The following is a 24657-nucleotide window of genomic DNA, read 5'->3' as shown; positions in this document are numbered from 1 at the left end:
TTGTCTGTTTGGACGGAAGGTTGGCAGTGCGGGATCAGCGTTTCGTCTATATTCAGTGTAAGGGTGGGTTATGGGGTTAAAGGTGACAGAGCAAAGTGTGCAAACCGAGCGTTGCCGGATTGCTTTTCAGGAGTGGGGTAGTCCCCTGGGTGAACCGGTGCTGGTTGTTCATGGCTGGCTGGATAATGCGGCGTCTTTCTGTAACCTGATGCCGCATTTGAATCTTGAGCACTTCCGTTATCTGGTGCTGGACTTGCCCGGTCACGGACGAAGTGGTCATTTGAGCCCTGCTGAGCAATACCATTTGCTTGAGTCTGTTCTGGATATTCAGTCCTTCCTCGCTGCACTTGGCTTGCAAAAGGTTCATTATTTGGGCCACTCTTTAGGGGGCGTAATCGGGGTTATCTGGGCTGCGACCTATCCGGAGTGGTTGCATAGTCTGATTTTAATAGATTCCGTTGGCCCTTTTTCCGATGAGCCGGAGAAACTACCCAGAGGCTTGCGTAAAGCGATCGATAAACGCTTATCTCACCGAAATGCACAACCTGTCTACACTCATATCCATGATGCTGTGGCAGCGAGGATGAAGGGAATTACCGCACTGGGTGAGGATGCGGCAGCACGGCTGGTGGCGCGAGGTATCAAGCCCTGTAATGGCGGTGTAACCTGGCGCACAGATGCCCGATTGCGGTACCCTTCCTTGATGCGTTTGTCAGAAGAGCAGGTTCAGGCGATATTACTTGCGGTTAAATCTCCAACCTGTGTTATTCTCGCTAAAGATGGACTCCTGATTCGCAGTGCCGTTGTGAAAAAACGGCTAGCTTGTCTGGCGCAACGCGAAGTGCATGAGCTGTGTGGACATCATCATCTTCACCTGGAGGGGAGTCCTGAAGCTGTAGCGTCTGTTATCAATCCTTTTTTAGACAAAAGAGCACATAATAAAACATGATTATGATACGTCTACCGGATTACCTCTGCTTGTTGCGACATGCACAGCGATCATTGGGGCGATTCGTCGTTGTCCTGACACTTTTTGCCCTGAGTCACTCGGTGTTGAGTGAAACACTGCCGTCTCTTGATCCTTATCCCTATTCACGACTGGAGCGTAGCGATAGCATTCGTGACCCTGATTTTCCCGTAGTATTGAGCGCAGTCAAACGTGTGAACAATGCCGTAAGACTGGATAAAGAACAGCGTTTCGATGTGCAGGGAAGTTGGTCTTTATACCGGGTTGAAGGGGGGCACACAGCCGTTCAGGCTTTTCAGCATTACGAGCGCAGAATTGGCGCTATCAATGGTTCGTTAATGTACCAGTGCAAAGGTCGGGATTGCGGCGAGAGCAATACCTGGGCGAATGATATTTTTCGTGAGGCGGTGTTATACGGTAAGGATCGCGAGCAGCATTATGCTGTTTTTCGCGTGAATGCACCCGAAGCGGGTTTATATGTCATCTATACCGTTGAACGCGGCAATCGACGGGTTTATGTTTATGTTCAGGAACTGTCCTTGAATTCCCGCGGATTGGAAAACGGATCTCAGGGCAATGCGTTGAAGCGTATCATCAGTGTCCCAGCGGATGAGAAATTGGATCTGGAATTTTCCAGCCTCGAGAACGAAATTGATCAACTCAAAACCATGCTGGCGCAAAATGCCCATTTAAATCTGTATATTGTTGGCCATACGGCACGGACGGTGTCACCAACTTCGGAAGTGTTGGTACAGACTCGTCAGTATCGCACAGTACGCCAGTGGGAAGAGGCCTCTCTGGCGATGGCGAAACGGGTCAGGGATTGGTTGCTGAAGCGAGGATTACCGGAGCAACGATTGATTTACAAAGGGGTCGGTCCGCTTGCGCCCCATCCAGATGTGGCGTTGGATGGCCATCGTGTTGAACTGCTTCTGATCACTCAATAATGTAACCAATCAATACTATGATCAAACAAGCACAACCGGACAAAAAACCAACCGTTGCGCTGGCTCTTGGCAGTGGCGGGGCCAGGGGGTACGCTCATATTGGTGTAATTGAGGTGCTTCAGGAGCATGGCTATGACATTATCGCGCTTTCCGGGTGTTCCATGGGCGCGCTGGTCGGCGGGATCTATGCCGCCGGAAAGTTAAAGGAATTTAAAGACTGGGCAACCGGCCTGGATCAATTTGATATTCTGCGTCTGCTAGATGTGTCGATCACCTCTCCCGGTGCAATCCGCGGCGAAAAAGTATTTTCTATCGTGCGTGAGTTGATCGGTGATATTGCGATAGAAGATTTGCCGATTCCTTACACGGCGGTTGCAACAGACTTGCTGCGCCACAAGGAGATCTGGTTCCAGGAAGGCCCGCTGCATCAAGCAATCCGGGCGTCCGTGGCGATTCCGAGTTTGTTGACACCGGTGGCGCTTGGAGATCGTCTTCTGGTTGATGGCGGCTTGTTAAATCCACTTCCGATTATGCCCACCGTTGCATCCCACGCCGATCTGGTGGTTGCCGTGAACCTGAGCTGGGAAAACGGTCGAACTATCCGTTTACAGCCGCAGGAGCCGACGGCTCGTTTTGAAGAGCGGTTCGAGCAATGGATTACCCGGGTGAAACACAAAACATCAAAACTGTTCGACAAAGATGCGTTGCAAAGCGTATTGGCTGACGGACTAGCCTCAGAGGATGAGGTCGATGCGATAAAAGCGCGAAACGAGTCCGCGCGGGAAGCCTTCCTGAGAGACGACTGGCCAAAAAACAGTGCTGCTGTTGTTGAAAAAAGTGAAGCGGCTGTCGTTGAAAAAAATGAGCGCGATGATCAAAACGATCCCGGATTGCTGCGGGAAGATGGCAATAAGGGCAGGGGAGGCGATCAATCCAGCCAGCTTGAACGATCAACGCGGGTTGACCCCGTTAGTCCGGGTCGCCAGTTCATTCAGGGTGATCGGGTTGAGGCTGACTCGAGAGACGATGAGATAGAAGAAGTTCTTGAAAGTAATGGTCAGTTTAGCAAGTTTGATATTATGAATATGGCGTTCGAGACCATGCAAAGTAGCCTGACCCAATACAAACTTGCAGGGTATCCGCCCGATATTTTGATCAACATCCCCAAGCATGTTTGCAAAACGTTTGAGTATCACAAAGCTCCCGAGCTTATCGCCCTGGGCAGGAAACAAGCTGAAGCGGCTCTGCAGGCCCATGAACAAAAAATGGACTTGAGCAAATAATCCAGCGAACATAAATTACCATTGAAAGGCAGGCGGTGATGACCACGTCAGCGCTGGTCTGCGAAATTATCAGGATTCAGGAGCGTATAATTGGCCAGTTCTCAACTTGAGCAAAAGACCCTTTTTGCCGGAGCTTATCAGTATGATGATCTGATGAGCAGTCTCAACACAATCGGAGATTTTGTCCGGTTTGCGCTGTCGCGCTTTAATCAGGCCGAACTGTTCTACGGACACGGTACAGACAATGCTCTGGATGAGGCGCTGCTATTGGTGCTGCAGAGTTTGCATTTACCCTGGGACCTGGATAAAGCGTTGTATAGTGGCAGTCTGACCCAGGTTGAAAAAACGTTGCTGCTGGAGCGCTTGGACAAACGTGTGATAGCTCGTGTGCCAACGGCCTATCTACTTGGCGAAGCCTGGTTTATGGGGTTGCCGTTTCATGTTGATGAGCGTGTGCTTGTGCCGCGGTCACCCATAGCGGAGTTGATCGAAAAGTACTTTTATCCCTGGGCGCCGCAGGAGCCGGTAGAACGGGTTCTCGATCTGTGTACCGGAAGTGGCTGTATCGGCATTGCCTGTGCGGTTCAATTTGAAGATGCCCAAGTCGATCTTGTCGATATTTCAACTGATGCCCTGGACGTGGCGCGATCTAACATCGCCCGGCATCATCTGGGTGACCGTGTAAGGGCAATCCAGTCAGATCTGTTCGATCAAATTTCGGATCGTTACGATATTATTGTTTCAAATCCCCCCTATGTTGATCAGCAGGATTTGAGCACAATGCCTGAAGAGTTCGGGCATGAGCCTGTTTTAGGGCTGGAAGCCGGGAACGACGGGCTTGATCTGGTTCGATTTATTCTCAAACACGCCGCCGCACATCTCACAAACTCCGGAATTCTGGTGGTGGAAGTGGGCAACAGCTGGATTGCGCTGGAAGAAACCTATCCAGAAATCCCGTTTACCTGGATTGAATTCGAGCATGGCGGTGGCGGCGTGTTTGTGCTGACGCGGGATGATTTGGTGCAGGCTACCGAGGCCATCGAACAGGCGCTGCCATCCTGAGGTATTTCACGACATCGTGATTGTAAATGTAAAATCGTCATTGGGTAGCGAATTCTGTATAATGGCGGCCTTTTTCTTATCTCTATATTTCATACGTAGCTCGACGGGTGTCTGATGTCAGGAAATTCAATTGGAAAGCTGTTTACCCTCACAACCTTTGGTGAAAGTCATGGCCCGGCACTGGGGTGTATTGTTGATGGTTGTCCTCCGGGGCTGGCCCTGACGGAAGCTGATTTACAAGCTGATCTGGATCGCCGCAAGCCGGGAACATCCCGTCATACGACGCAGCGGCGCGAGCCTGATCAGGTACGAATTTTATCGGGTGTTTTTGAAGGCAAAACAACCGGTACATCCATTGGGCTGATTATTGAAAACACGGATCAGCGCTCGAAAGATTACTCCAATATTAAAGATCAGTTTCGTCCTGCCCACGCCGATTACACCTACATGCACAAATATGGTACCCGGGATTACCGGGGCGGCGGACGCTCTTCTGCAAGAGAAACTGCTATGCGGGTTGCAGCCGGGGCTATCGCGAAAAAGTACCTGGCTGAAAAGTTGGGTGTTCAGATAAAAGGATATCTGTCTCAACTTGGACCGATTAGAACCGAAACGGATCAGTTTGATTGGGAGCAAGTTTATCAGAATCCATTCTTTTGCCCGGACCCGTCGTTATTGCCAGAGCTGGAATCCTACATGGACGCACTCCGCAAAGAGGGGGATTCCATTGGTGCAGCGGTAACCGTTGTGGCCAAAGGCATTCCTGTAGGCTTGGGTGAGCCGGTATTTGATCGTCTCGATGCTGAACTGGCACACAGCCTCATGAGTATCAACGCAGTTAAGGGGGTTGAAATCGGGAGCGGCTTTGATGTGGTTCAGCAAAAAGGTACGGCACACCGTGATGAGTTGACCCCCGAGGGGTTTTTATCGAATAACGCCGGGGGCGTATTGGGGGGGATTTCCACGGGGCAGGATATTGTTGCTCGTATTGCCCTCAAGCCAACGTCGAGCTTGCGCCTACCCGGGCGTAGTATTGATGCAAGTGGAAATCCTATCGAGGTGGTGACGACCGGGCGACATGACCCCTGTGTTGGCATTCGGGCAACACCAATCGCAGAAGCTATGATGGCCATTACCCTGATGGATCACTATCTGCGCCATCGTGCGCAAAATGCGGATGTTGTGGTGACTGTTCCAGATATTTGTTCGTGATATCGATACTGTCATTTACCCTTTCAAATTTCTATTTCTGGTTTTTTGCGCTCCTTGGTGGACTCGCCCCTTTCTGGGGGCTCTACCTGGAGCACCTGAACTATTCCCACATAGAAATTGGGCAGTTGATGTCCATTTTAATGATTACCAAAGTGATCGCGCCCAATCTCTGGAGTTGGGTCGGGGATCGCAGCGGTAATCGACTGGCGCTGGTGCGCTGGGGAAGTTTCTTCGCTTTTCTGATCTTTTCCGGATTTTTATTCAAACAGACCTTTGGCTGGGCCGTTCTCTGGATGGTTGGCTTCAGTTTTTTCTGGAACGCAGTATTGCCGCAGTATGAAGTCCTGACGCTCCATAATCTCGGCGCGGAACGCAAACGATACAGCCACATTCGACTCTGGGGGTCAGTGGGATTTATTGCTTGTGTGATTTTACTTGGCGGGTTGTTTGAGTCGGTTTCAATTACCGCGTTGCCCGGGATACTGTTAGGCATACTCTTTCTTATCTGGCTAGCCTCGTTGATGCCGGTGAAACAGCCGGAAGTACAGCAAAAATCGGGTTTCTCCGGGTTTGGAAAATTGCTGCTGCAACCTGCAGTACCTGCGTTTTTTGTGGTAAATCTTCTCCTGCAGATTTCCCATGGTCCCTATTATTCGTTTTTCAGTATTGCGTTGGAAGGCCATGGCTTCAGTAAAACCGCAATCGGTATGCTCTGGGGGTTAGGGGTGTTGGCCGAAGTGGTGTTGTTCGTGTTTATGCACCGGATTTTACATCGTTATTCATTGCGGGCATTAACGCTTATCGCGTTGCTGTTAACATTGGTCCGATGGCTGATGACGGCCTATCTTATGAACAATGAGTGGGCATTGATTGTGGCCCAGATTGGTCATGCGGCATCTTTCGGAATAATGCATATCGTTGCAATCCATTTTGTGCATTTACATTTCAAAGGCTCCCATGAAGGGCAGGGACAGGCGTTATACAGTAGCCTCAGTTTCGGTTTGGGCGGTGCGTTGGGAGCGCTATTCAGCGGCTACATTGCGGAGCACAGCAGTTTTGAATGGTTGTTTCTCATGGCGGCGGCCTGTACTGCGGGAGCGTTAGTCCTTGCTTTCTTTTACTTCAAACCTGCACGCGGTCGGCAATGGGTCGACTAGGCCCTGGTGTGTTTCAGGGCTACAGCCATCCTGGTTCTAGGTTTCCTTCCTTTCATTATCTGATAATTACCTAATCCTGAGTAAAATAGTCTGAATATCAAGCTGTTATCAAATTGTCACATTGAATGAATAATTTTTTACCGATGCTCAAAGTTTGATTCCCGTCATATCAGAGCCCAAGTGTTCTCTGATCTAATCATGGACACCAAGCCAGGATTCTGATCGTTGATGTCTGGATTCTCAACTGTGTTATCAACTCGGAATTATCTGAGTCTGGCCAACGTTTAATTGCGTACTTTGTGCGAATTATTTTTGATTTTTACAAAATGGATGTAGGAGATCCCTTATGTCAGACAACTTGCTCGGTAACTTCACAGATCAAGCTAAAAATGTTTATGAGCCACTGGTAAAAGCAAACCAATTGCTTTTCAAAAAACTGGAAAAAGTCGCTGAGTTTCAGATGGAAGCATTTAAGTCTTATGCGGATATGACTGGCTCGCAGTTTAAGGAGATTCTCGAAGTTCGCGACCTTGAATCCCTTAAAAACTACACCACTCACCAAACTGAAATGGCTTCCAATCTCGCTAAAAAAGTCGTTGAGGACATGAAAACATTGTCTGAAATGGGTATGGAATTCAAAGGTGAGATGGAACAGGTTTTAGATGAAGCGAAGTCTGCTGCACAGAATTCGAAAAGCGAAAGCTGATTTTTAAAACGTTGTATTCCGCAATGTGAAAACCCGCACTCAGTGAAATCGGTGAGTGCGGAGTTAGATAGACAAGGCAGTTTCAAACAAGTAGCGATTAGCCAGCACTAGCAAGCGGGTCGCGACAAACGAGTAATAACGGATAAGTGGTAACGGCGAGTCAGTAATGAGTGAACGGTTTTCAGTAAGCGGAATGACACAGAAGTCGATTAAGAATACCTTTGATCAAATGGATCAAATGGATCAAATTAGCCAGCAGTACCGAAAGGCCTTCGAAGAGGTCGCAACAAAAGCGGATCACATTGATGATTCGCAAATTGCAGCAGTATTCGAAATGTTGGGAACCTATCGTGATATTTGTGAGCAAATGGCATTGCACCCCTTCAAGGTTGCGAGCAAAGAAACCCAAATGGTTCGAAAGCAGTTTTCACTGTTGAAAAATACCGCTATGCGTGCGGTTGGGCGTTCGGTTTCTCCTGTGGCCGTTCCAGATGGAGCAGATCGCCGTTTTTCTGATCAGGAATGGTCAGATAATATTTTATTTGATTATCTCAAACAGGCGTACCTGATCAATGCCAATACGTTACTGGAGATGGTATCGGAATTGGAGGGAACACAGGCTCACACGCGAGATCAATTTGTTTTTTATACTCGACAGTTGGTAAATGCGTTATCACCCAGTAATTTTGCCCTGACCAATCCGGAAGTATTGCGTAAGACCTTTTCCAGTAAAGGCAAGAACCTGGTCGAAGGGGTGAAAAACTTTTGGGATGATTTCAAAAGTAGTCCTCAGGTGTTGAATATTTCCATGACCGATTTTTCCGCCTTTCGGGTCGGCCAGAATGTTGCCACAACCCCGGGGAAAGTCGTTTACCAAACTGATTTGATGCAGTTGATTCAATACGAGCCGACGACGGAAAAAGTCCAGAAAACGCCAATATTGATTATTCCACCCTGGATCAATAAATATTACATTCTGGATCTTACCGCCAAGAACTCATTGGTAAAATGGCTCGTGGATCAGGGCTTCACCGTATTTATGACATCGTGGGTAAATCCGGGGCCCGCCCTGAAAAACAAAGGATTTGAGCATTATATGCAAGATGGCCCGCTGTCCGCGTTCTCTGCCATAGAAAAAGCGACCGGGGAATCTGAAATTCATGCCGTCGGCTATTGCGTTGGCGGTACATTGCTCGCGTGTACCCTGGCGTATCTGAAAGATAAAGGGGAGTCGAGAACCGTCAGTGCAACTTATCTTACAACTCTTCTGGATTTCTCTGATCCTGGCGGGATTGGTGTGTTCATCAATGACCACACCATCGGTGGCATCGAAAAGCGGCTGGACAAGGCTGGCTATTACGATGGCCGGAGTATGGCATTCAGTTTCAACATGCTCCGTGAAAACGATTTGTTCTGGTCGTTTTTTATCAATAACTATTTGAAGGGTGAAAAACCGGCGGCATTTGATCTGTTGTATTGGAATTCAGACAGTACGAATTTACCGGCCAAAATGCACGGCTGGTATCTGCGCCATATGTATCTCGATAATGAATTAATCCAGCCCGGCAAGCTCGAGCTCATGGGTGTTAAACTGGACTTGGGTAAAATCGATACACCGGTGTTCTTTTTGTCGACAATTCAGGATCACATCGCAAAATGGAAAGCGACTTATCTTGGCGCCAAGGCTCATAATGGTGATGTGACATTTGTGTTATCCGGGTCGGGCCATATTGCTGGTGTGGTGAATCCGCCGGGTCCTGAAAAGTACGGTTACTGGACAAATGCAGAATTGTCCGAGACTTCAGACAGCTGGTTCAATAATGCGGAGAAACATAAAGGTTCCTGGTGGCCAGCGTGGAAAACATGGTTGCTGGAGCGCTCTGACGAAGTTGTAGAAGCTCGTCAACCTGGTGATCGTGAATTGGAGTGTCTCGAAGATGCGCCGGGCTCCTATGTCAGAATGCGCATTGCGGATGTCGTGAAGGAAACGGGCGAATCAGACTGATTTATACGCGAGTTTGACAGATCCCAGGGGGGGATTACCTTTCCCCCCAGACCTCTTTTGCGGCTTCAATCAATGCAAGCGCGGCATTGCTGGTGATTCTGCTCTTGTAAGAGACCGCACCGATGTGCCGCGTCACTCTCGTCTCAGGCAGGTTGAGCACATGCAAGTGTTCATCTACCATTGTGTTAGGCAACATACTCCAACCCAGCCCAGCGCTGACCATCATTTTGATGGTTTCCAGATAGTTGGTGGGCATGGTTGCTTTCAGTTCCAGTCCTGCTTTTGCGAATAAATTGCTGATGAGCTCATAGGTGTACGTACCTTCGGCGGGAAGTATCGCTTCGAAATACTGTAAATCCTCCAGTTTCAAGTCCTGTGAATGTGCCAATGCATGTTCCCCGGAGCAAACCAGGCTCATCGGGTCATCCCAAAGCAAGTGCTCTTCCAGTTGGGAGTCTGTGCGCTGATGAATTGTAATAAAAGCCAGATCGGCCTGATTTTTCAGAATTTCCTGATAGGCTTTCTCCGACTCCAGAAATCGCAGTTCAAGGCTGACCTGTGGATACCGTTGTGTATATTGCTTTAGCACCAATGGCAGTCGGTGCAAGCCTGCGTGGTGGCTACAAATTACTTTGATACTGCCCTGTACGGTGTTACCAATGTTTTTTACCGCATTCTCGGCGTTGGTCATTTCACGCATGATGCGCTTTGCTTTTTCCGCAAATACAACGCCAGCTTCACTCAACACGGCTTTGCGTTGAGAACGATCGAACAGGGGAACACCCAGTTCCTGCTCTAATGCTTGTACCCGTTTGCTGATGGCCGGTTGGGTCAGGTGTAAGTGGTCTGCGGCTTTTGAAAATGACCGGTTTTCGACCACACTCAGAAAAGCCTTGATGTTTTGGCTGTCCAAATTGACTTGCTCCTGAATCTAGCGGATGAAACTCAGCCGCAGTGATTTTAGTATTCCAAAGAGGAATATTCAGGATAATAAAAATAAATTCATTTTATGTTGTTTGCAAGTTACCATATTCTGCATGTGATACGTACAACAACCGGGTGTGATGATGCACGTCCGGAATGACCGGAGGAATCCAAATGGCTGGTAAGACCCTTTACGATAAATTATGGGATGATCATGTTGTAACGCAGCGTGATGATGGTTCATCGTTGATTTACATCGATCGTCAATTATTGCACGAAGTGACTTCGCCCCAAGCTTTTGAAGGTCTGAGAATTGCCGGACGCACACCCTGGCGTCTCGATGCCAACCTGGCAACGCCTGATCATAATGTTCCCACCACGGATCGGACTGCTGGTGTTGAGGGCATTGTCGACCCGGTATCCAAAATTCAGGTTCAGACCCTCGACGATAACTGTGATCATTTTGGTATTGTTGAGTTTAAATTGAACGACAAGCGTCAGGGGATTGTCCACGTCGTGGGGCCGGAACAAGGCGCAACCTTGCCCGGTATGACGATTGTTTGTGGTGATTCACACACTTCTACCCACGGTGCGTTTGGGGCGTTGGCCCATGGTATCGGTACGTCTGAAGTAGAGCACGTGCTGGCGACCCAGTGTCTGGTGCAGAAAAAAATGAAAAACTTGCTGATTCGTGTTGATGGTCAGCTGGGTAAGGGCGTGACCGCCAAAGATGTAGTGCTGGCAATCATTGGTGAGATTGGCACTGCCGGTGGTACCGGTTACGCGATGGAGTTCGGTGGCGAGGTCATGCGGGCAATGTCGATGGAAGGCCGAATGACAGTCTGTAACATGGCGATCGAAGCCGGTGCCCGTGCGGGTCTGGTTGCTGTTGATGAGCACACGCTGGATTACGTAAAAGGCCGTCCTTTTGCACCTCAAGGTGAGCATTGGGAACAAGCTGTTGCCAGCTGGAAGGACTTGCATAGCGATGATGACGCGGAATTTGACAAGGTTGTGGTGCTGGATGGCTCGGCAATCAAGCCGCAGGTCTCTTGGGGGACATCTCCAGAGATGGTTGCTTCAGTGGACGCCTTGGTTCCTGATCCGGATCAGGAAAATGACCCGGTGAAGAAAGAAGGCATTCAGCGTGCGCTGGAGTACATGGGCTTGAAAGCCAATATGCCGATTTCTGAAATCAAGCTGGATCGCGTATTTATTGGCTCATGTACAAATTCACGTATAGAGGATTTACGGGCAGCGGCGGAAGTTGTCAAAGGCAAAAAAGTTGCAGATTCCGTCAAGCAGGCTTTGGTGGTGCCAGGGTCGGGTCTGGTTAAGGCACAAGCTGAAGCAGAAGGTCTGGATGCGATTTTCACTGCTGCGGGGCTTGAGTGGCGTGAGCCGGGATGCTCAATGTGTCTGGCGATGAATGCGGATAAGTTGGGTCAGGGCGAACATTGTGCATCAACTTCCAACCGTAATTTTGAAGGACGTCAGGGCTTTGGCGGTCGTACCCACCTGGTTAGCCCGGCTATGGCAGCGGCTGCGGCAGTTGCAGGACACTTTGTTGATGTGCGGGAATGGGTGTAATCGTCCATTTGTGAATTTTGTTTTAAAAGGTAATTAGTCATGAAAGCATTCACCACCGTTAAAGGTATCGTGGCACCAATGGACCGGGCCAACGTTGATACGGATATGATCATTCCCAAGCAGTTCTTGAAATCCATCAAACGAGCCGGCTTTGGGCCTAATCTGTTTGATGAAATGCGTTATCTTGATGAAGGTGCTCCGGGGCAGGATTGTTCTGCGCGGCCTCTGAACAAGGACTTTGTCTTGAATCAATCCCGTTATACGGGCGCATCCATTTTGTTGGCGCGGCGTAATTTTGGTTGCGGTTCGAGCCGGGAGCATGCTCCCTGGGCCTTGGATGATTACGGTTTTCGTTGTGTGATCGCCCCCAGCTTCGCCGACATATTTTTCAATAATTGTTTTAAAAATGGTATTTTGCCCGTCGTTTTAACAGAAGAGCAGGTTGAACAGCTCTTCCAGGAAACCTTTGCCAGCGAAGGGTATGAGCTCGAGATTGATTTGCAGGAGCAAGTTGTGCGTGCGCCGTCCGGTGAAACCTTTGCTTTTGAAGTTGATGCCTTCCGTAAGCATTGCCTGCTGAACGGGTTGGATGATATCGGGTTGACATTGGAGCATGCCGAGGCCATCAAAGCCTATGAAACGAAAAAGCGCCAGGCTGCACCTTGGCTGTTTGATGTTGTGAAGTAATCAGAATTAAGAGAAAGAGGCGAGATAAATGACCAAGAAGGTATTGCTGTTGCCGGGCGATGGAATCGGCCCTGAAATTGTGGCTGAAGCTGAAAAAGTATTGAAGGCGCTGAATGCGTCCGAAGGTTTGGGGCTGGAGTTATCCACTGCCAATGTAGGTGGTGCGGCCATTGATGCCAGTGGCGTACCGTTGCCTGATGATACCCTGGCTGCGGCCAAAGCAGCGGATGCGATTTTGCTCGGCGCCGTAGGCGGGCCGAAGTGGGATACGATTGACATGGCGATCCGTCCGGAAAAGGGCCTGCTTGGGCTGCGTTCCGGGCTGCAGTTGTTCGGTAATCTGCGACCTGCTATTTTGTACCCGCAATTGGCCGGTGCATCAACACTGAAGCCTGAAGTCGTTTCAGGTCTTGATATATTGATCGTTCGTGAGCTGACGGGCGGGATTTACTTTGGCCAGCCTCGGGGTATTCGAACACTCGAAAATGGCGAGCGTCAGGGGTATAACACTTACGTTTACAGTGAGAGTGAAATTCGCCGGATTGCAAAAGTGGCGTTTGAAGCGGCACAAAAACGTAATGGCAAGCTGTGCTCGGTAGACAAAGCCAATGTGCTTGAAGTCACTGTATTGTGGCGTGAGATTCTGGATGATATGGCAAAAGACTATCCGGAAGTTGAATTGAGTCATATGTATGTCGATAACGCGGCAATGCAATTGGTAAAAGCGCCTAAACAGTTTGACGTCATGGTTACCGGAAACATGTTTGGTGATATTCTTTCGGATGCGGCCGCCATGCTGACCGGTTCCATCGGCATGCTGCCATCGGCGTCACTGGATGCGGACGGGAAAGGTATGTACGAGCCTTGTCACGGCAGTGCACCGGATATTGCAGGCCAAGGTATCGCGAACCCGTTAGCAACTATCTTGTCAGCGGCAATGATGCTTCGTTATAGTCTGGGGTTGACCGATGCAGCCGACAAGATAGAGAAGGCGGTGAGTGCGGTTCTGGATCAAGGATTGCGTACGCCTGATATTTATTCCGAAGGCACGCAAAAAGTAGGTACTGCCGAGATGGGCGATGCAGTTGTTGCGGCATTAAACAGCTAAGATCCCTATCTGAAACCCGGCGAGTATGTTAGGCTAGGCCGTGAAATTCATTAATTCAGTATTGTGGTTAAACCGATGAAAAAAGTAGGATTAGTAGGTTGGCGGGGCATGGTTGGCTCCGTCTTGATGGAAAGAATGCTTGCAGAGGATGATTTTAGTGTCATCGATGCGACGTTTTTCTCCACCTCCCAGGCGGGACAGGCAGCACCTTCCTATTCCGGGAAAGCGTCTGTTTTGCAAGATGCAAACGATATTAATGCACTTGCGGATATGGATATTATTATCAGTTGCCAGGGTGGGGACTACACCAAGTCGGTTTTTCCCGGACTGCGTGAAGCAGGCTGGAAAGGGTACTGGATTGATGCGGCTTCTGCGCTGCGTATGCAGGAAGATTCCGTAATCGTGCTCGACCCGGTTAACCGGTCTGTTATCGATACCGCTCTTGAGAACGGTGTGACCAACTTTGTTGGTGGCAACTGTACTGTCAGCTTGATGTTAATGGCGTTGGGTGGTTTGTTTGAACAAGATCTGATTGAATGGATCTCACCGATGACCTATCAGGCTGCCTCTGGAGCCGGAGCCCAGAATATGCGTGAGCTGATCGCGCAGATGGGGTCGATTCATGGCTCGGTTGATGAATTGTTGGCGTCTCCTTCCAGTGCGATTCTGGAAATCGACAAACGTGTTGCAGATCAGATGCGTGGCGAAGCGTTTCCCACAGATAACTTTGGCGCTGCACTCGCTGGCAGTTTGATTCCCTGGATAGACTCTCAACTTGAAAGCGGCCAAAGCCGGGAAGAGTGGAAAGCTGAAGTTGAAACCAACAAGATTCTGGGGCGTTCTGCGTCGCCAATTCCGATTGACGGAATCTGTGTACGGATTGGAGCGATGCGATGCCATAGTCAGGCGTTGACAATCAAAATGAAAAAAGATGTTCCGGTTGCGGATATCAATAACATCCTGGCGGAAGCCAATGATTGGGTTAAAGTGATCCCGAACGAGCGTGATGTTACGATTCGTGAATTGTCGCCCGCTGTAGTGAATGGCACGTTATCCGTACCTGTTGGCCGGATCCGCAAGTTGACAATGGGGCCCGAATATATCTCGGCATTTACCGTTGGGGATCAGCTGTTGTGGGGTGCGGCAGAGCCGCTGAGAAGAATGCTTCGCATTCTGCTCTGATAGCTGGCTTGATTGAGCATTTTAAAACCGGTTCAGGTGTTTCTGAACCGGTTTTTTCGTATAAAATCCTCTCCCTCATCAATTTTCAAATCATTCTGTGAACTAATCCTTCCCTTAAGTCCACGGAATTGAAAAACTCATCTATTATTATTTTCAAGTTGCTGTTAATACGACGAAAAAGGCAGAATTTTTTTTTCAGTGTTGGCCGTGTGCTGAAAGGTGCTTGGCAAGTCATCTGATTTTTTGCCTAATCGGTATTTATAAACAATACTTGATACTTAGTTGCATATCTGAATGCTTTTTCTAAGTAAGCACGGGCAATCTGTATACAGTAAAGTGGATACAGACGATGACAAAAGCGTTTTGACTCTACTTTGTACAAACTGCTCAGATTTGATAAAAAAAGGAAAGAAAATATGATGCGCAAGCTCGCAATTGCTCTATCGCTTGTAGGCGCAATGGGTACTGGAACTGCAAGTGCCTTGGGGCTTGGTGAGGCGACTGTGCGGTCATCTCTAAACCAACCCTTGCGTGCAGAGATTGAATTAGTGAATGTCCGCGACCTCGAGCAGAATGAAATTTTGCCGGGGCTTGCCACACGAGAAGAGTTTGCTAGGGCTGAGGTAGACAGGGTTTATTTTCTATCCGATCTCACATTTGCGGTTTCAAGGAACGAACAAGGGAATCCTGTCGTAATCATCTCTTCGAACAAGCCGGTCCGAGAACCTTTCCTGAATTTTCTAGTGGAAGTGATCTGGCCTAGCGGGCGATTGTTGCGGGAGTATGCGTTATTGATCGATCCTCCTGTGTTTAGTGAAGAAGCGGTAAAGCCGGTTCAACCCGCTACAACTGCAGTCAATGCGTTGCCCGAAATTGAAGAAATAGATACCGCTGCAAGTACGCAAAGCACTTCAGTATCACCTTCAGGCGTTTCAGCACCCATGGCCGAATCAGCGCCAGCCTATGATGGTGAGGAATATGGCCCGACCGCTAGAAATGAAACGTTGTGGAATATCGCGTTAAAGGTGAGACCCTCGAAAAGCTATTCTCCCCAGCAGATGATGCTTGCCATTCAGGATCTCAATCCCGATGCGTTTATTGATGGCAATATTAACAAGTTAAAGTCAGGGCAAATTCTCAGAGTGCCGGAATCCGGTGATATTGAAGCTCGCTCCAGAACGGAAGCTGTTGGTGCTGTAGTGGAGCAGAATAGGGCGTTTGCAGAAGGGCGGCCTGTGGCTGTTCGTAAAATTGATGCTACAGCACGCTCGAGCCAAACACAAACAGCGCAATCCGGTAGCGCGGGTGGCGCTGAATTAAAGATAGTGGTGCCTCGATCTGATGCCGCCGAGTCAGGTGCTCATGCGGGTGGAGAAGGTGCTACGGGGGCTGTAGCCAATGAGTTGGCGATGACTCTGGAAAAGCTTGATGAGTCTGCCAGTGAGAATACCGAGTTAAAGAGCCGGGTTGAAGACCTGGAAACGCAACTGGAAACGCTACAAAGTTTACTAACACTGAAAGATGACCAGTTGGTGGAATTGCAGCGTCAACTTGGAAAGTCCTCGGAGGAAATTGAGCGTGTATTGAAAGAGGCGGAATCCTCTTTGCAAGCCGGAACTCAGGGTGAGCCAGCCGATACCGGAGATGTTGCAGGCACCATGACAGATCCGGCGATGGGAGATATGTCATCTACGGGGGAGGTATCTTCGGTTGATGGCGGCATGACTGACAGCGACCCTATGGCCATGGGTGATGCTGCTTCAGGTGTTGATTCTGCTTCAGGCATTGATGCTGATAGCACTGGTGCGGATCAGGTCGAGAAACCGGTTGATACTGGAATGGCTGAAGCTCCGGTTGTGAAGCCAGAAGCCAGTGCACCGACATCCACTAAGCCGGTAATCAAAGCAAAAGATAAGCCGGTTGAAATTCCGCCTGAGCCCAGTTTTGTCGAAACAATTCTGAACAATCCGTTATATTTGGGTGGAATTGGTGCAGGTGCGTTGGCGTTGATTATCGGTTTGATACTGGTTTCAAGAAGTAACGCCCGACGAGAGCAGGAGTTTCACGAAAGTCTCGCTCAGGCAGAGTCTAGCGAAGATGATATGGATATCTTCGGTGGTGCCGCGATCGAGGATGAAACCGAAGCTGAAGCACCTGAGCCCGAAAAGGACGATCCACTCGCAGAAGCCGACGTTTATATCGCATACGGTCGGCTTGATCAGGCCGCTCAGGTTCTGGAAAATGCGATTTCAGAGGAGCCCAGTCGGGCAGACATTCGCTTGAAGCTGCTTGAAGTTTATCGTGATTCGGAAAATGCAGCCGCTTTTGAAACGCAATACCGTGAGGTTGAGGCGTTGAATGATCCGGAAACCCTGAAGCGTGCCGCAGAGTTAAAAGGAACCTTAACTGAAGGTTCTGCAGAACCGGAAATCTCCATCGATGACCTTGAGAACGAGCTGCTATCCGGTAATACCGGAGCCGTTGCCACAGATACTCAGGCGACTGCGGAAGCTGATGACGACCTGGAGCTCGATTTTCCTGATGCGGGTGTAGAAGACGTCACTGCAGAGCGTGTTGAGCAGCTTGATGAAGAGCTGGATCTGGATTTTGATGTAGATGATCTTGACTTGGATGAAGGATTAACGCTGGATAAGCGCCCGGAAACCGCGCAGGAAGTCCGAACTGAGGAAGCGCTCGTATCCGCTGATGAGTTAGATGCGCTTGATCTGGACTTGTCTGAAGATACTGATGAGCTTGAACTGGATTTGGCCGATGAGGCGAGTCCGGTAGCGGAGGCTGCAGAGGATGAACTCGACGCTTTGGACCTGGATCTGACTTCAGATGATCTGTCCGAGACTGTTGACGATGCTGAAATGGCGGATTTGGCATCGTCTCTGGATGAAGATCTCGGATTAAATGAAGACTTGGGCCTGGAAGAGAACGCGGGTTTGGAAGAAGAACTCACTCTGGATGAAGTGTCAGAAAGCAGTGGAGATGATTTTGGCGAACTTGAGCTGGAGTCGGAAGCTCTGGATTCCAGTGACGCATTAAAAGACGCGCCGCAAATGGAAAATGATGAGGAAGCGCAAGAAGCGCTGCCTTCAGATTTTTCGATGTCAGATCTGGATGCAGAGTTGGACGCTGAATTCGATACGCTTGACTTTTCCGAAGAAGATGAGGCCGGAGAATCAAAGCCAGAAGCTGAAAGTGCAATGGATCTCGAAGCAGAAGCTGATCTCGATCTTCCATCAAATAATCTGGAGTCATCCGAGACTGAGCTTGAGTTGGATGCAGACCTGGAATTGGATACAGACCTGGAGCTGGACGCAGACTTGGATATGGATGGCGACCTTAACCTTGATCATCCGGATGAGGCCGAAGTCGAACTCGACTTAACGGATATGGATGATGACCTTTCCGAGCTTGCATTAGAGGATACCCTGGAAGATTTGGAAGCTGATTTGCCAGAAGATGATTCCGCGTTGCTAACCTCTGAGTCGCTTGAAGGTGGAGATACGGTGGTCATGCCTGTGGCCAGGCCCGATGCGGAAGTTGATGTCGATGAGGATGATGATTTCGATTTTCTTTCCGGTACGGACGAAGCTGCAACCAAGCTTGATCTTGCCCGCGCATATATTGATATGGGGGACAGTGAAGGGGCTCGCGATATTCTGGAAGAAGTTGCAATTGAAGGGAATGATGATCAGAAAAAAGAAGCTGATGATTTGCTGAAAAGTTTGGATTAAAAATTTGGCGTAATTCGAATAATCCGTTACCCTTTGCGCTTTTAAGTGTGGCGGTAACAGTGAAAAATGAATCAGACTCTACGGCCAGCTCCCGAATAGGTGCTGGCCGTATTTTTTGTATCGTAGAATATGACGGTGCAGGGTATCGCGGATGGCAGATCCAGAATAATGGTGTTCCCAGTGTCCAAGGGGCGTTGGAATATGGTTTGTCCAAAGTGGCCAATGTACCAGTCAGTACCACTTGTGCCGGCCGAACAGATGCCGCCGTCCATGGTACCGCTCAGGTAGTGCATTTTGACTGCCCGGTAGTCCGGGATCAGCGAGCATGGCTTTTAGGGGTAAACACCAATCTCCCTGACGATGTCAGGTTGCTACACATCGACAATGCTGCCAGTGATTTTCACGCCCGCTTCAGTGCCACTGCCCGACGCTATCGTTATGTAATCTACAATCATTCCCTGCGACCCTCGTTGATGCGCAATCTGGTTACCTGGCAGTTTCGTCCGCTCGATGCTGATCGTATGCATGCTGCAGCCCAGAGCCTGATTGGTGAGTTGGATTTCAGCTCATTCAGAGCGGTCGGGTGTCAGTCTAAAACACCATTTCGAAATGTCCACTTTATCAATGTCACCCGTTACCATCGGTATGTCGTGATTGATATTCAGGCTAACGCATTTTTGCATCATATGGTCAGAAATATTGCCGGTGTATTGATGGAGATTGGCTGCGGTAAAAAACCGGTCAGCTGGTGTGGAGAGGTTCTTGCCTTGAAAGACCGAACCCGGGGAGGTGTCACTGCACCCCCTGAGGGGCTTTATCTGGTCAATGTCCAGTATCCGGAAGCGTTTGCAATTCCCGATTTGGGGTTAGGGCCGGAGTTCCTGCAGCAACCCGAGTAGTTGTGGTAGTTCTAATAGCTTCACTGGTTTGAATAGTTGCGGTATCTCGATTCGTCATCGTCATCAGAGCTAGTGAATCGACGGATGGACCACAAAAAATTTATTCCAGGGGGCTTTGCCGTTATAATCGATGACCCCGGTGGAATCAGGTGCGCGCTAGCCATGGTTGTATCTATGCTGCGAGTGCCGAGTAGATGACAGAAAAGTACTATGTCCAGAGTTCGAGTCAAAATATGTGGTATCACCAATCCGGAGGATGCCCTCTCAGCAGTCGCTGCCGGAGCAGATGCTCTGGGGTTTGTGTTTTATGAAAAAAGTCCTCGTTATGTCGCCCCGGAAGCCGCAGCGCGTATTTGTGCTCAAGTACCGGCTTTTGTTGCCAAGGTCGGCTTGTTTGTTGATCATGACGAAACCGCAGTGAGAAATGTGTTAAGCTCCGTCGAACTGGAGTTGCTGCAATTTCATGGCAATGAGACTGAGTCCTATTGTAAACAATTTGACCGGCCTTATATAAAAGCGGTGAGGGTTAACACCGAGAATCAGATACGAGATGCGTTAGCCCAATATCCCAGCGCCAAGAATCTGCTTCTTGATGCGTATGTAAAAGGTGTACCTGGCGGGACCGGTCAAAAGTTTGATTGGGGGCTCATTCCTGTAGAGTTGGCGCATTATGTTATTCTTGCCGGGGGACTTGACCCCCAAAATGTGGCCGAAGCAGTTTCAATGATCAAGCCCTACGCCGTCGACGTCAGTGGTGGGGTTGAACAGGCCAAGGGCATAAAAAATCAATCAGCAGTACAAGAATTTATTAAAGAGGTGTGGCGTGCACAAAACGTTTACTGAAGACTTTTTAAAATCATTGCCTGACGACAAGGGGCACTTTGGTATATATGGTGGGCGCTTTGTTTCCGAGACCTTAATGCCGTCCTTGCTCCAGTTGGAAAAGGAGTATGCACGCCTTAAAGATGATCCTGAATTCCAGAGAGAGTTTGATCAGGATTTGGCGGACTACGTGGGGAGGCCTTCCCCGGTCTATTTTGCCGAGCATCTAACCCGAAGAGTTGGCGGTGCGAAAATTTACCTGAAACGCGAAGATCTGAATCATACTGGCGCGCACAAAGTCAACAATACGATTGGGCAGGCGTTGCTGGCTAAATATCTGGGCAAGCCCCGTGTCATCGCGGAAACCGGAGCGGGACAACACGGTGTTGCAACCGCTACGGTAGCGGCGCGACTCGGGTTGGAGTGTAAAGTTTTTATGGGGGCGGAAGATGTTCAGCGTCAAGCCCTCAACGTTTACCGTATGAAGCTCCTTGGTGCAGAAGTATTACCGGTAGAGAGCGGAACCAAAACACTGAAAGATGCCATGAATGAAGCGCTTCGTGACTGGGTTACCAACGTAGATAATACTTTTTACATTATCGGTACCGTAGCAGGGCCCCATCCATATCCGATGCTGGTTCGGGACTTTCAGTCGGTTATCGGTCGCGAAACCAAAGCGCAGATTATGGAAAAAGAAGGTCGTCTTCCAGACGTTCTGGTAGCCTGCGTTGGTGGTGGCTCAAATGCCATGGGGATGTTTTACCCGTTTATTCCTGACTCCAGCGTTGAAATGATCGGTGTTGAGGCTGCGGGATACGGTATTGAAACAGGACAGCACGCCGCGCCATTGTGTGCCGGAAAGCCGGGTGTGCTGCATGGTAATCGTACTTATTTGATGGAAGACGAGAACGGTCAGATTGCCAGTACCCATTCCGTATCGGCTGGCTTGGATTACCCGGGTGTTGGTCCAGAGCATTCCTGGTTGAAGGATGTGAATCGTGCTCAGTATGTTGCAGTAACGGACGAAGAGGCGTTGGATGCGTTCCGGGCATTGACTCGTGTTGAGGGAATTATGCCAGCCCTGGAATCAAGCCATGCAATTGCTTATGGTATGAAAAAAGCCAAAGAAATGAGCAAGGACGAGATAATGGTCATAAATCTGTCGGGGCGGGGGGATAAAGATATCCATACTATCGCCAAAATTGATGGAATAACCGTTTAAGATCCGAAAAATACAGCACTGAGTCATAGATTATGAGCCGCATCGCGCAAACCTTTGAAACACTTAAAGAACAAAACAAAAAAGCTTTGATTCCCTATATTACAGCCGGTGACCCCAATCCCGGTTTGACCCTGTCGCTGATGCAGACGCTTGTGGATGCCGGTGCAGATGTGATTGAGCTCGGTGTGCCGTTTTCCGATCCAATGGCGGACGGCCCCGTGATTCAGCTCGCTTGTGAGCGGGCGTTGGAGCACAACACGTCACTGCGTGATGTGCTGGGTATCGTAAAAGCCTTTCGTGAGACGGATCAAACCACACCCGTGGTATTGATGGGATATTTGAATCCGATCGAGGTGATGGGATACGAGCAATTCGTTTCTGCGGCTAAAGAGGCGGGTGTAGATGGTGTCCTGACCGTTGATTTACCGCCGGAAGAGGCAGAAACTTTTTGTTTGCAGCTCAAAAATGCGGATCTGGATGCCATATTCCTGTTGGCACCCACCACTGACAATGACCGTATCAGTTCGATCTGCCATTACTCAACCGGTTACGTTTATTATGTATCGGTTAAAGGGGTGACGGGATCTGGCGCTTTGGATGTTGCGGGAGTGGAGGAAAAGCTTGCCGAGATAAAGGCAAAAACTGATCTTCCCGTTGGTGTCGGTTTCGGTATCAAGGATGCCAAGTCGGCTGCTGCGGTTGCACAGGTTGCCGATGGTATTATTGTTGGCAGTGCGTTAGTTAACCGTATCGCTGAATTTGCAGATCGTCCAGATGAATTAAAGGCTGCTTTACATCAAATCTTAAGTGAAATGCGAGCGGCAATCGACGCCTGATGAGTAATTTAGCCCATAAAAAGTCATTGGCGCAGTGGCTGGCCTATATCGAAACCATGCATTGTTCCGAAATCGATATGGGGCTGGATCGAATTCTGCTCGTGTACCGAAAGCTACAAAAAAATAATGGTCGTAAAGGTAAGCCCGGGGCAAAAGTGATCACTGTGGCTGGCACCAATGGCAAAGGTTCGACGGTTGCTGTAATTGAGCGGCTGCTGCTCAATAAAGGTGCCCAGGTCGGCTGCTATACATCGCCCCATATCGAGCGTTTTAATGAGCGTGTCAGAGTTAACGGTATTGAGGTGGAAGACCAGAAACTCGTTGATAGTTTTGTTCGGGTGGAAGCGGCGCGAGGAAAAACCAGTCTTACGTATTTCGAATATACAACACTGGTTGCGTTTGATGTTTTTGCGCAAAGTAGCCTCGACTATGCAGTACTTGAAGTCGGTCTGGGCGGTCGATTGGATGCAGTTAATATAATTGACCCGGATTTAGCCATTATCACATCCGTGGATCTCGATCATATGGATTGGTTGGGAGATGACCGCGAAAAGATCGGTTTTGAAAAGGCCGGGATTCTTCGCTTCGGGCAATCTGCGATTTATGCGGAAGCCAACCCGCCAAGCAGTGTGCTTCAGCAAGTGCAGGCTCAGAAGGTGACATTGTTGCGTTTGGGTCAAGCCTATGGGCAGTTAGATGCTGGTGATGATGGCGGTAATTGTACAGACAATCTGGCCGACTCCGTGACGGCTCGTTTTCGCGTTATTCCCTTTGTTGCTGGTCAAAAGACTGACTCTGAGTCTGTTTCGGAGGTTCACTTTCAATTACCGCCCCATGTGCTTCCTCTTCAAAATCGCATGGCCGCAATTCAAGCGGTACTGTTGTTGGGGGAATCACTGGTGCAATCCGAAGTTGATCGGTGTTTTCGTGATATGGTCGTACCGGGACGATTGGAGTTGATCGATGCAGCTCGGCACCTGTGGGTTGATGTGGGACATAATCCTCATGCAGCCCGATTTCTCGCGGGGCGGATTGCGGCTTTAAAATTACAGCATCCCGGTAAGCGATGTTGTGTATTGTTTTCAATGCTATCTGACAAAGATATCGAATCCGTTACGGAAATATTAAAACCCGTTGTCGATGTCTGGTATTTGTTTCCTTTGTCGGTGCCCCGTGCGTGTTCATTGGAGCAGCTCGAATCCCTTGCTCGTAAGCAAACGCTTGAGTTCAAGTCATTTGGCTCCGCTGGCGACGCATTACGCGATTTATTGCAGTCCGAACCAGATAAAACGCCTACACAATTTAATATCGCTTGTGGCTCATTTTACACCGTAGCGGCAGTGAAGAATGAATGGAAACGGTTAAATGGAAAATGATGATCAAATACGGCCTGAACCGGCTGATGGCAATCCCTCATCCCCGTTGAGCAAAGTGGACGGGCTCAAGCAGCGTTTGGTCGGTGCCGTTGTGTTGGTGTCATTGGCAGTCATTTTTTTGCCTATGATTTTTGAAGAGCCACACCAAGAGAAAAAAAACATAGTCATCCCGATCCCGGATCGTCCTCCGGAAAAGATCATTAACATTAGTGCCCCCAAAGCACCCTCCCTCCGAAAGCTCGATGAAACTGCCCAAAGCATCCCTGATGTTCAGGCTCAACCAAGCATGGATGTTGCCCCCAGTGATGGCCAGGTTTATCCAGGCAGCACCCCGCCAGACCTTGCGGTGAATGAGGACGTATTGCAAGCCTCGATAGCGCAAAAGCAAGAAACTACGTCCCAAGAAACTACATCCCAAAAAACTACGTCCCAAAAAACTACGTCCCAAGAAAGAAACACCGTACACAACTCCGGAGATGCCCGCCAATCTGATCAATCTGGTGTGAATACTCCTGTGTCTAAAGCGGCACCGACAGTAGGGAAGGCGTCGCCCGCCATAGAAAAAACATCACCAATCGAAAATACAACACCTGCTGCAGGAAATCTTGTTGGTAAATGGGTTGTACAACTGGGAACCTTTGGTAACCAGAACAACGCCTATCGACTCAGAGATGAAGCGGTGCAGCGTGGTTATAGTACCCAGGTTGTTGCCTTGAATCGTTCCGGTACAACGTTGCTGCGGGTTTTGACCGGCCCATTTGCAAACCGGGATGCGGCGGAGAAAGCAAAAACAGGTCTTTCCAGGCAACTCAATGTGAAACCAATGGTTGTTGAATATGCCGAGTAAAACCGGCTGAAACAGTTTCTAAACTGTATTGACTTTCGGGCAATTTGTCTCCCTCGACTGTAATGGGTACGAATGGTGA

Annotated in this window: 20 protein-coding genes; 19 read left to right on the top strand and 1 reads right to left on the bottom strand. The window is 49.2% G+C overall.

Features of this window, described 5'->3' with window-relative positions:
• Nucleotides 1–70: 70 nt before the first annotated feature.
• From OLMES_RS16245 to OLMES_RS16210, 8 genes are all read left to right on the top strand, one after another.
• Nucleotides 71–949, top strand: a complete 879-nt coding sequence (locus OLMES_RS16245; RefSeq protein WP_087462233.1) for an alpha/beta fold hydrolase — start codon at nucleotides 71–73, stop codon at nucleotides 947–949.
• Nucleotides 946–1914, top strand: coding sequence for a DUF4892 domain-containing protein (locus OLMES_RS16240; RefSeq protein ID WP_087462232.1), 969 nt, complete (start codon nucleotides 946–948; stop codon nucleotides 1912–1914). Before OLMES_RS16245 ends, OLMES_RS16240 begins: the two co-directional genes overlap by 4 nt.
• A 17-nt stretch (nucleotides 1915–1931) precedes the next feature.
• Nucleotides 1932–3197 (top strand): patatin-like phospholipase family protein, encoded by a 1266-nt coding sequence (locus OLMES_RS28640; protein WP_232465128.1) that lies wholly within the window; start codon nucleotides 1932–1934, stop codon nucleotides 3195–3197.
• A 90-nt stretch (nucleotides 3198–3287) separates the two neighbouring features.
• Nucleotides 3288–4259 (top strand): 50S ribosomal protein L3 N(5)-glutamine methyltransferase, encoded by a 972-nt coding sequence (gene prmB, locus OLMES_RS16230; protein ID WP_232465127.1) that lies wholly within the window; start codon nucleotides 3288–3290, stop codon nucleotides 4257–4259.
• A gap of 114 nt (nucleotides 4260–4373) precedes the next feature.
• Entirely contained in the window at nucleotides 4374–5471 is a 1098-nt protein-coding gene (aroC, locus tag OLMES_RS16225; RefSeq protein WP_087462231.1) for a chorismate synthase, read from the top strand.
• Nucleotides 5468–6628, top strand: a complete 1161-nt coding sequence (locus OLMES_RS16220) for an MFS transporter (protein ID WP_157678342.1) — start codon at nucleotides 5468–5470, stop codon at nucleotides 6626–6628. The genes aroC and OLMES_RS16220 overlap by 4 nt, the downstream gene beginning before the upstream one ends.
• A 346-nt stretch (nucleotides 6629–6974) precedes the next feature.
• Nucleotides 6975–7334: a phasin family protein gene (locus OLMES_RS16215; RefSeq protein WP_087462229.1), complete on the top strand. Its 360-nt coding sequence runs from the start codon at nucleotides 6975–6977 to the stop codon at nucleotides 7332–7334.
• A 166-nt stretch (nucleotides 7335–7500) separates the two neighbouring features.
• Entirely contained in the window at nucleotides 7501–9339 is a 1839-nt protein-coding gene (locus OLMES_RS16210) for a PHA/PHB synthase family protein (RefSeq protein WP_232465126.1), read from the top strand.
• Nucleotides 9340–9373: 34 nt separating this feature from the next.
• Here OLMES_RS16210 and OLMES_RS16205 read toward each other — a convergent pair whose 3' ends face one another.
• Entirely contained in the window at nucleotides 9374–10252 is an 879-nt protein-coding gene (locus tag OLMES_RS16205) for a LysR family transcriptional regulator (protein ID WP_087462228.1), read from the bottom strand.
• A 185-nt stretch (nucleotides 10253–10437) separates the two neighbouring features.
• Between OLMES_RS16205 and leuC the strand changes: the two genes are divergently transcribed.
• The 11 genes from leuC to OLMES_RS16150 all read left to right on the top strand — a co-directional run bounded on the left by leuC (nucleotide 10438) and on the right by OLMES_RS16150 (nucleotide 24578).
• Entirely contained in the window at nucleotides 10438–11853 is a 1416-nt protein-coding gene (gene leuC / locus OLMES_RS16200; protein WP_087462227.1) for a 3-isopropylmalate dehydratase large subunit, read from the top strand.
• A 39-nt stretch (nucleotides 11854–11892) separates the two neighbouring features.
• Entirely contained in the window at nucleotides 11893–12540 is a 648-nt protein-coding gene (gene leuD, locus OLMES_RS16195; RefSeq protein ID WP_087462226.1) for a 3-isopropylmalate dehydratase small subunit, read from the top strand.
• A 28-nt stretch (nucleotides 12541–12568) separates the two neighbouring features.
• Nucleotides 12569–13648, top strand: coding sequence for a 3-isopropylmalate dehydrogenase (gene leuB / locus OLMES_RS16190; protein ID WP_087462225.1), 1080 nt, complete (start codon nucleotides 12569–12571; stop codon nucleotides 13646–13648).
• Between the two features lie 75 nt (nucleotides 13649–13723).
• Nucleotides 13724–14830 carry an aspartate-semialdehyde dehydrogenase gene (gene asd / locus OLMES_RS16185; protein WP_087462224.1) on the top strand — a complete coding sequence of 369 codons (1107 nt, stop codon included), beginning with the start codon at nucleotides 13724–13726 and terminating at the stop codon, nucleotides 14828–14830.
• 416 nt (nucleotides 14831–15246) lie between these two features.
• A complete protein-coding gene (locus OLMES_RS16180; RefSeq protein ID WP_087462223.1) occupies nucleotides 15247–18576 on the top strand; it encodes a FimV/HubP family polar landmark protein in 3330 nt (1109 codons plus the stop codon).
• A 59-nt stretch (nucleotides 18577–18635) separates the two neighbouring features.
• On the top strand, nucleotides 18636–19475 hold the full coding sequence (truA, locus tag OLMES_RS16175) for a tRNA pseudouridine(38-40) synthase TruA (protein WP_087462222.1): 840 nt from the start codon (nucleotides 18636–18638) through the stop codon (nucleotides 19473–19475).
• A gap of 210 nt (nucleotides 19476–19685) precedes the next feature.
• Complete coding sequence (locus tag OLMES_RS16170) at nucleotides 19686–20318, top strand: phosphoribosylanthranilate isomerase (RefSeq protein WP_087462221.1); 633 nt, start codon at nucleotides 19686–19688, stop codon at nucleotides 20316–20318.
• Nucleotides 20299–21519 (top strand): tryptophan synthase subunit beta, encoded by a 1221-nt coding sequence (gene trpB / locus OLMES_RS16165; protein ID WP_087462220.1) that lies wholly within the window; start codon nucleotides 20299–20301, stop codon nucleotides 21517–21519. The genes OLMES_RS16170 and trpB overlap by 20 nt, the downstream gene beginning before the upstream one ends.
• 32 nt (nucleotides 21520–21551) lie before the next feature.
• On the top strand, nucleotides 21552–22355 hold the full coding sequence (trpA, locus tag OLMES_RS16160) for a tryptophan synthase subunit alpha (RefSeq protein ID WP_087462219.1): 804 nt from the start codon (nucleotides 21552–21554) through the stop codon (nucleotides 22353–22355).
• Nucleotides 22355–23731: a bifunctional folylpolyglutamate synthase/dihydrofolate synthase gene (locus OLMES_RS16155; RefSeq protein WP_087462218.1), complete on the top strand. Its 1377-nt coding sequence runs from the start codon at nucleotides 22355–22357 to the stop codon at nucleotides 23729–23731. The genes trpA and OLMES_RS16155 overlap by 1 nt, the downstream gene beginning before the upstream one ends.
• A complete protein-coding gene (locus tag OLMES_RS16150; protein WP_087462217.1) occupies nucleotides 23721–24578 on the top strand; it encodes an SPOR domain-containing protein in 858 nt (285 codons plus the stop codon). Before OLMES_RS16155 ends, OLMES_RS16150 begins: the two co-directional genes overlap by 11 nt.
• Nucleotides 24579–24657: the final 79 nt, after the last annotated feature.

The organism is Oleiphilus messinensis, assembly GCF_002162375.1.
Classification (GTDB): Bacteria; Pseudomonadota; Gammaproteobacteria; order Pseudomonadales; family Oleiphilaceae; genus Oleiphilus; species Oleiphilus messinensis.
Note: the sequence above shows the minus strand (reverse complement) of the source record. Positions and strands in the feature narration are given on the sequence as shown.

Coding starts and splice junctions, on each gene's coding strand:
- OLMES_RS16245 (WP_087462233.1), top strand. CDS start 71: ATGGGGTTAAAGGTGACAGAGCAAAGTGTGCAAACCGAGCGTTGCCGG.
- OLMES_RS16240 (WP_087462232.1), top strand. CDS start 946: ATGATTATGATACGTCTACCGGATTACCTCTGCTTGTTGCGACATGCA.
- OLMES_RS28640 (WP_232465128.1), top strand. CDS start 1,932: ATGATCAAACAAGCACAACCGGACAAAAAACCAACCGTTGCGCTGGCT.
- aroC (WP_087462231.1), top strand. CDS start 4,374: ATGTCAGGAAATTCAATTGGAAAGCTGTTTACCCTCACAACCTTTGGT.
- OLMES_RS16215 (WP_087462229.1), top strand. CDS start 6,975: ATGTCAGACAACTTGCTCGGTAACTTCACAGATCAAGCTAAAAATGTT.
- OLMES_RS16210 (WP_232465126.1), top strand. CDS start 7,501: ATGAGTGAACGGTTTTCAGTAAGCGGAATGACACAGAAGTCGATTAAG.
- leuC (WP_087462227.1), top strand. CDS start 10,438: ATGGCTGGTAAGACCCTTTACGATAAATTATGGGATGATCATGTTGTA.
- leuD (WP_087462226.1), top strand. CDS start 11,893: ATGAAAGCATTCACCACCGTTAAAGGTATCGTGGCACCAATGGACCGG.
- leuB (WP_087462225.1), top strand. CDS start 12,569: ATGACCAAGAAGGTATTGCTGTTGCCGGGCGATGGAATCGGCCCTGAA.
- asd (WP_087462224.1), top strand. CDS start 13,724: ATGAAAAAAGTAGGATTAGTAGGTTGGCGGGGCATGGTTGGCTCCGTC.
- OLMES_RS16180 (WP_087462223.1), top strand. CDS start 15,247: ATGATGCGCAAGCTCGCAATTGCTCTATCGCTTGTAGGCGCAATGGGT.
- OLMES_RS16170 (WP_087462221.1), top strand. CDS start 19,686: ATGTCCAGAGTTCGAGTCAAAATATGTGGTATCACCAATCCGGAGGAT.
- trpA (WP_087462219.1), top strand. CDS start 21,552: ATGAGCCGCATCGCGCAAACCTTTGAAACACTTAAAGAACAAAACAAA.
- OLMES_RS16155 (WP_087462218.1), top strand. CDS start 22,355: ATGAGTAATTTAGCCCATAAAAAGTCATTGGCGCAGTGGCTGGCCTAT.
- OLMES_RS16150 (WP_087462217.1), top strand. CDS start 23,721: ATGGAAAATGATGATCAAATACGGCCTGAACCGGCTGATGGCAATCCC.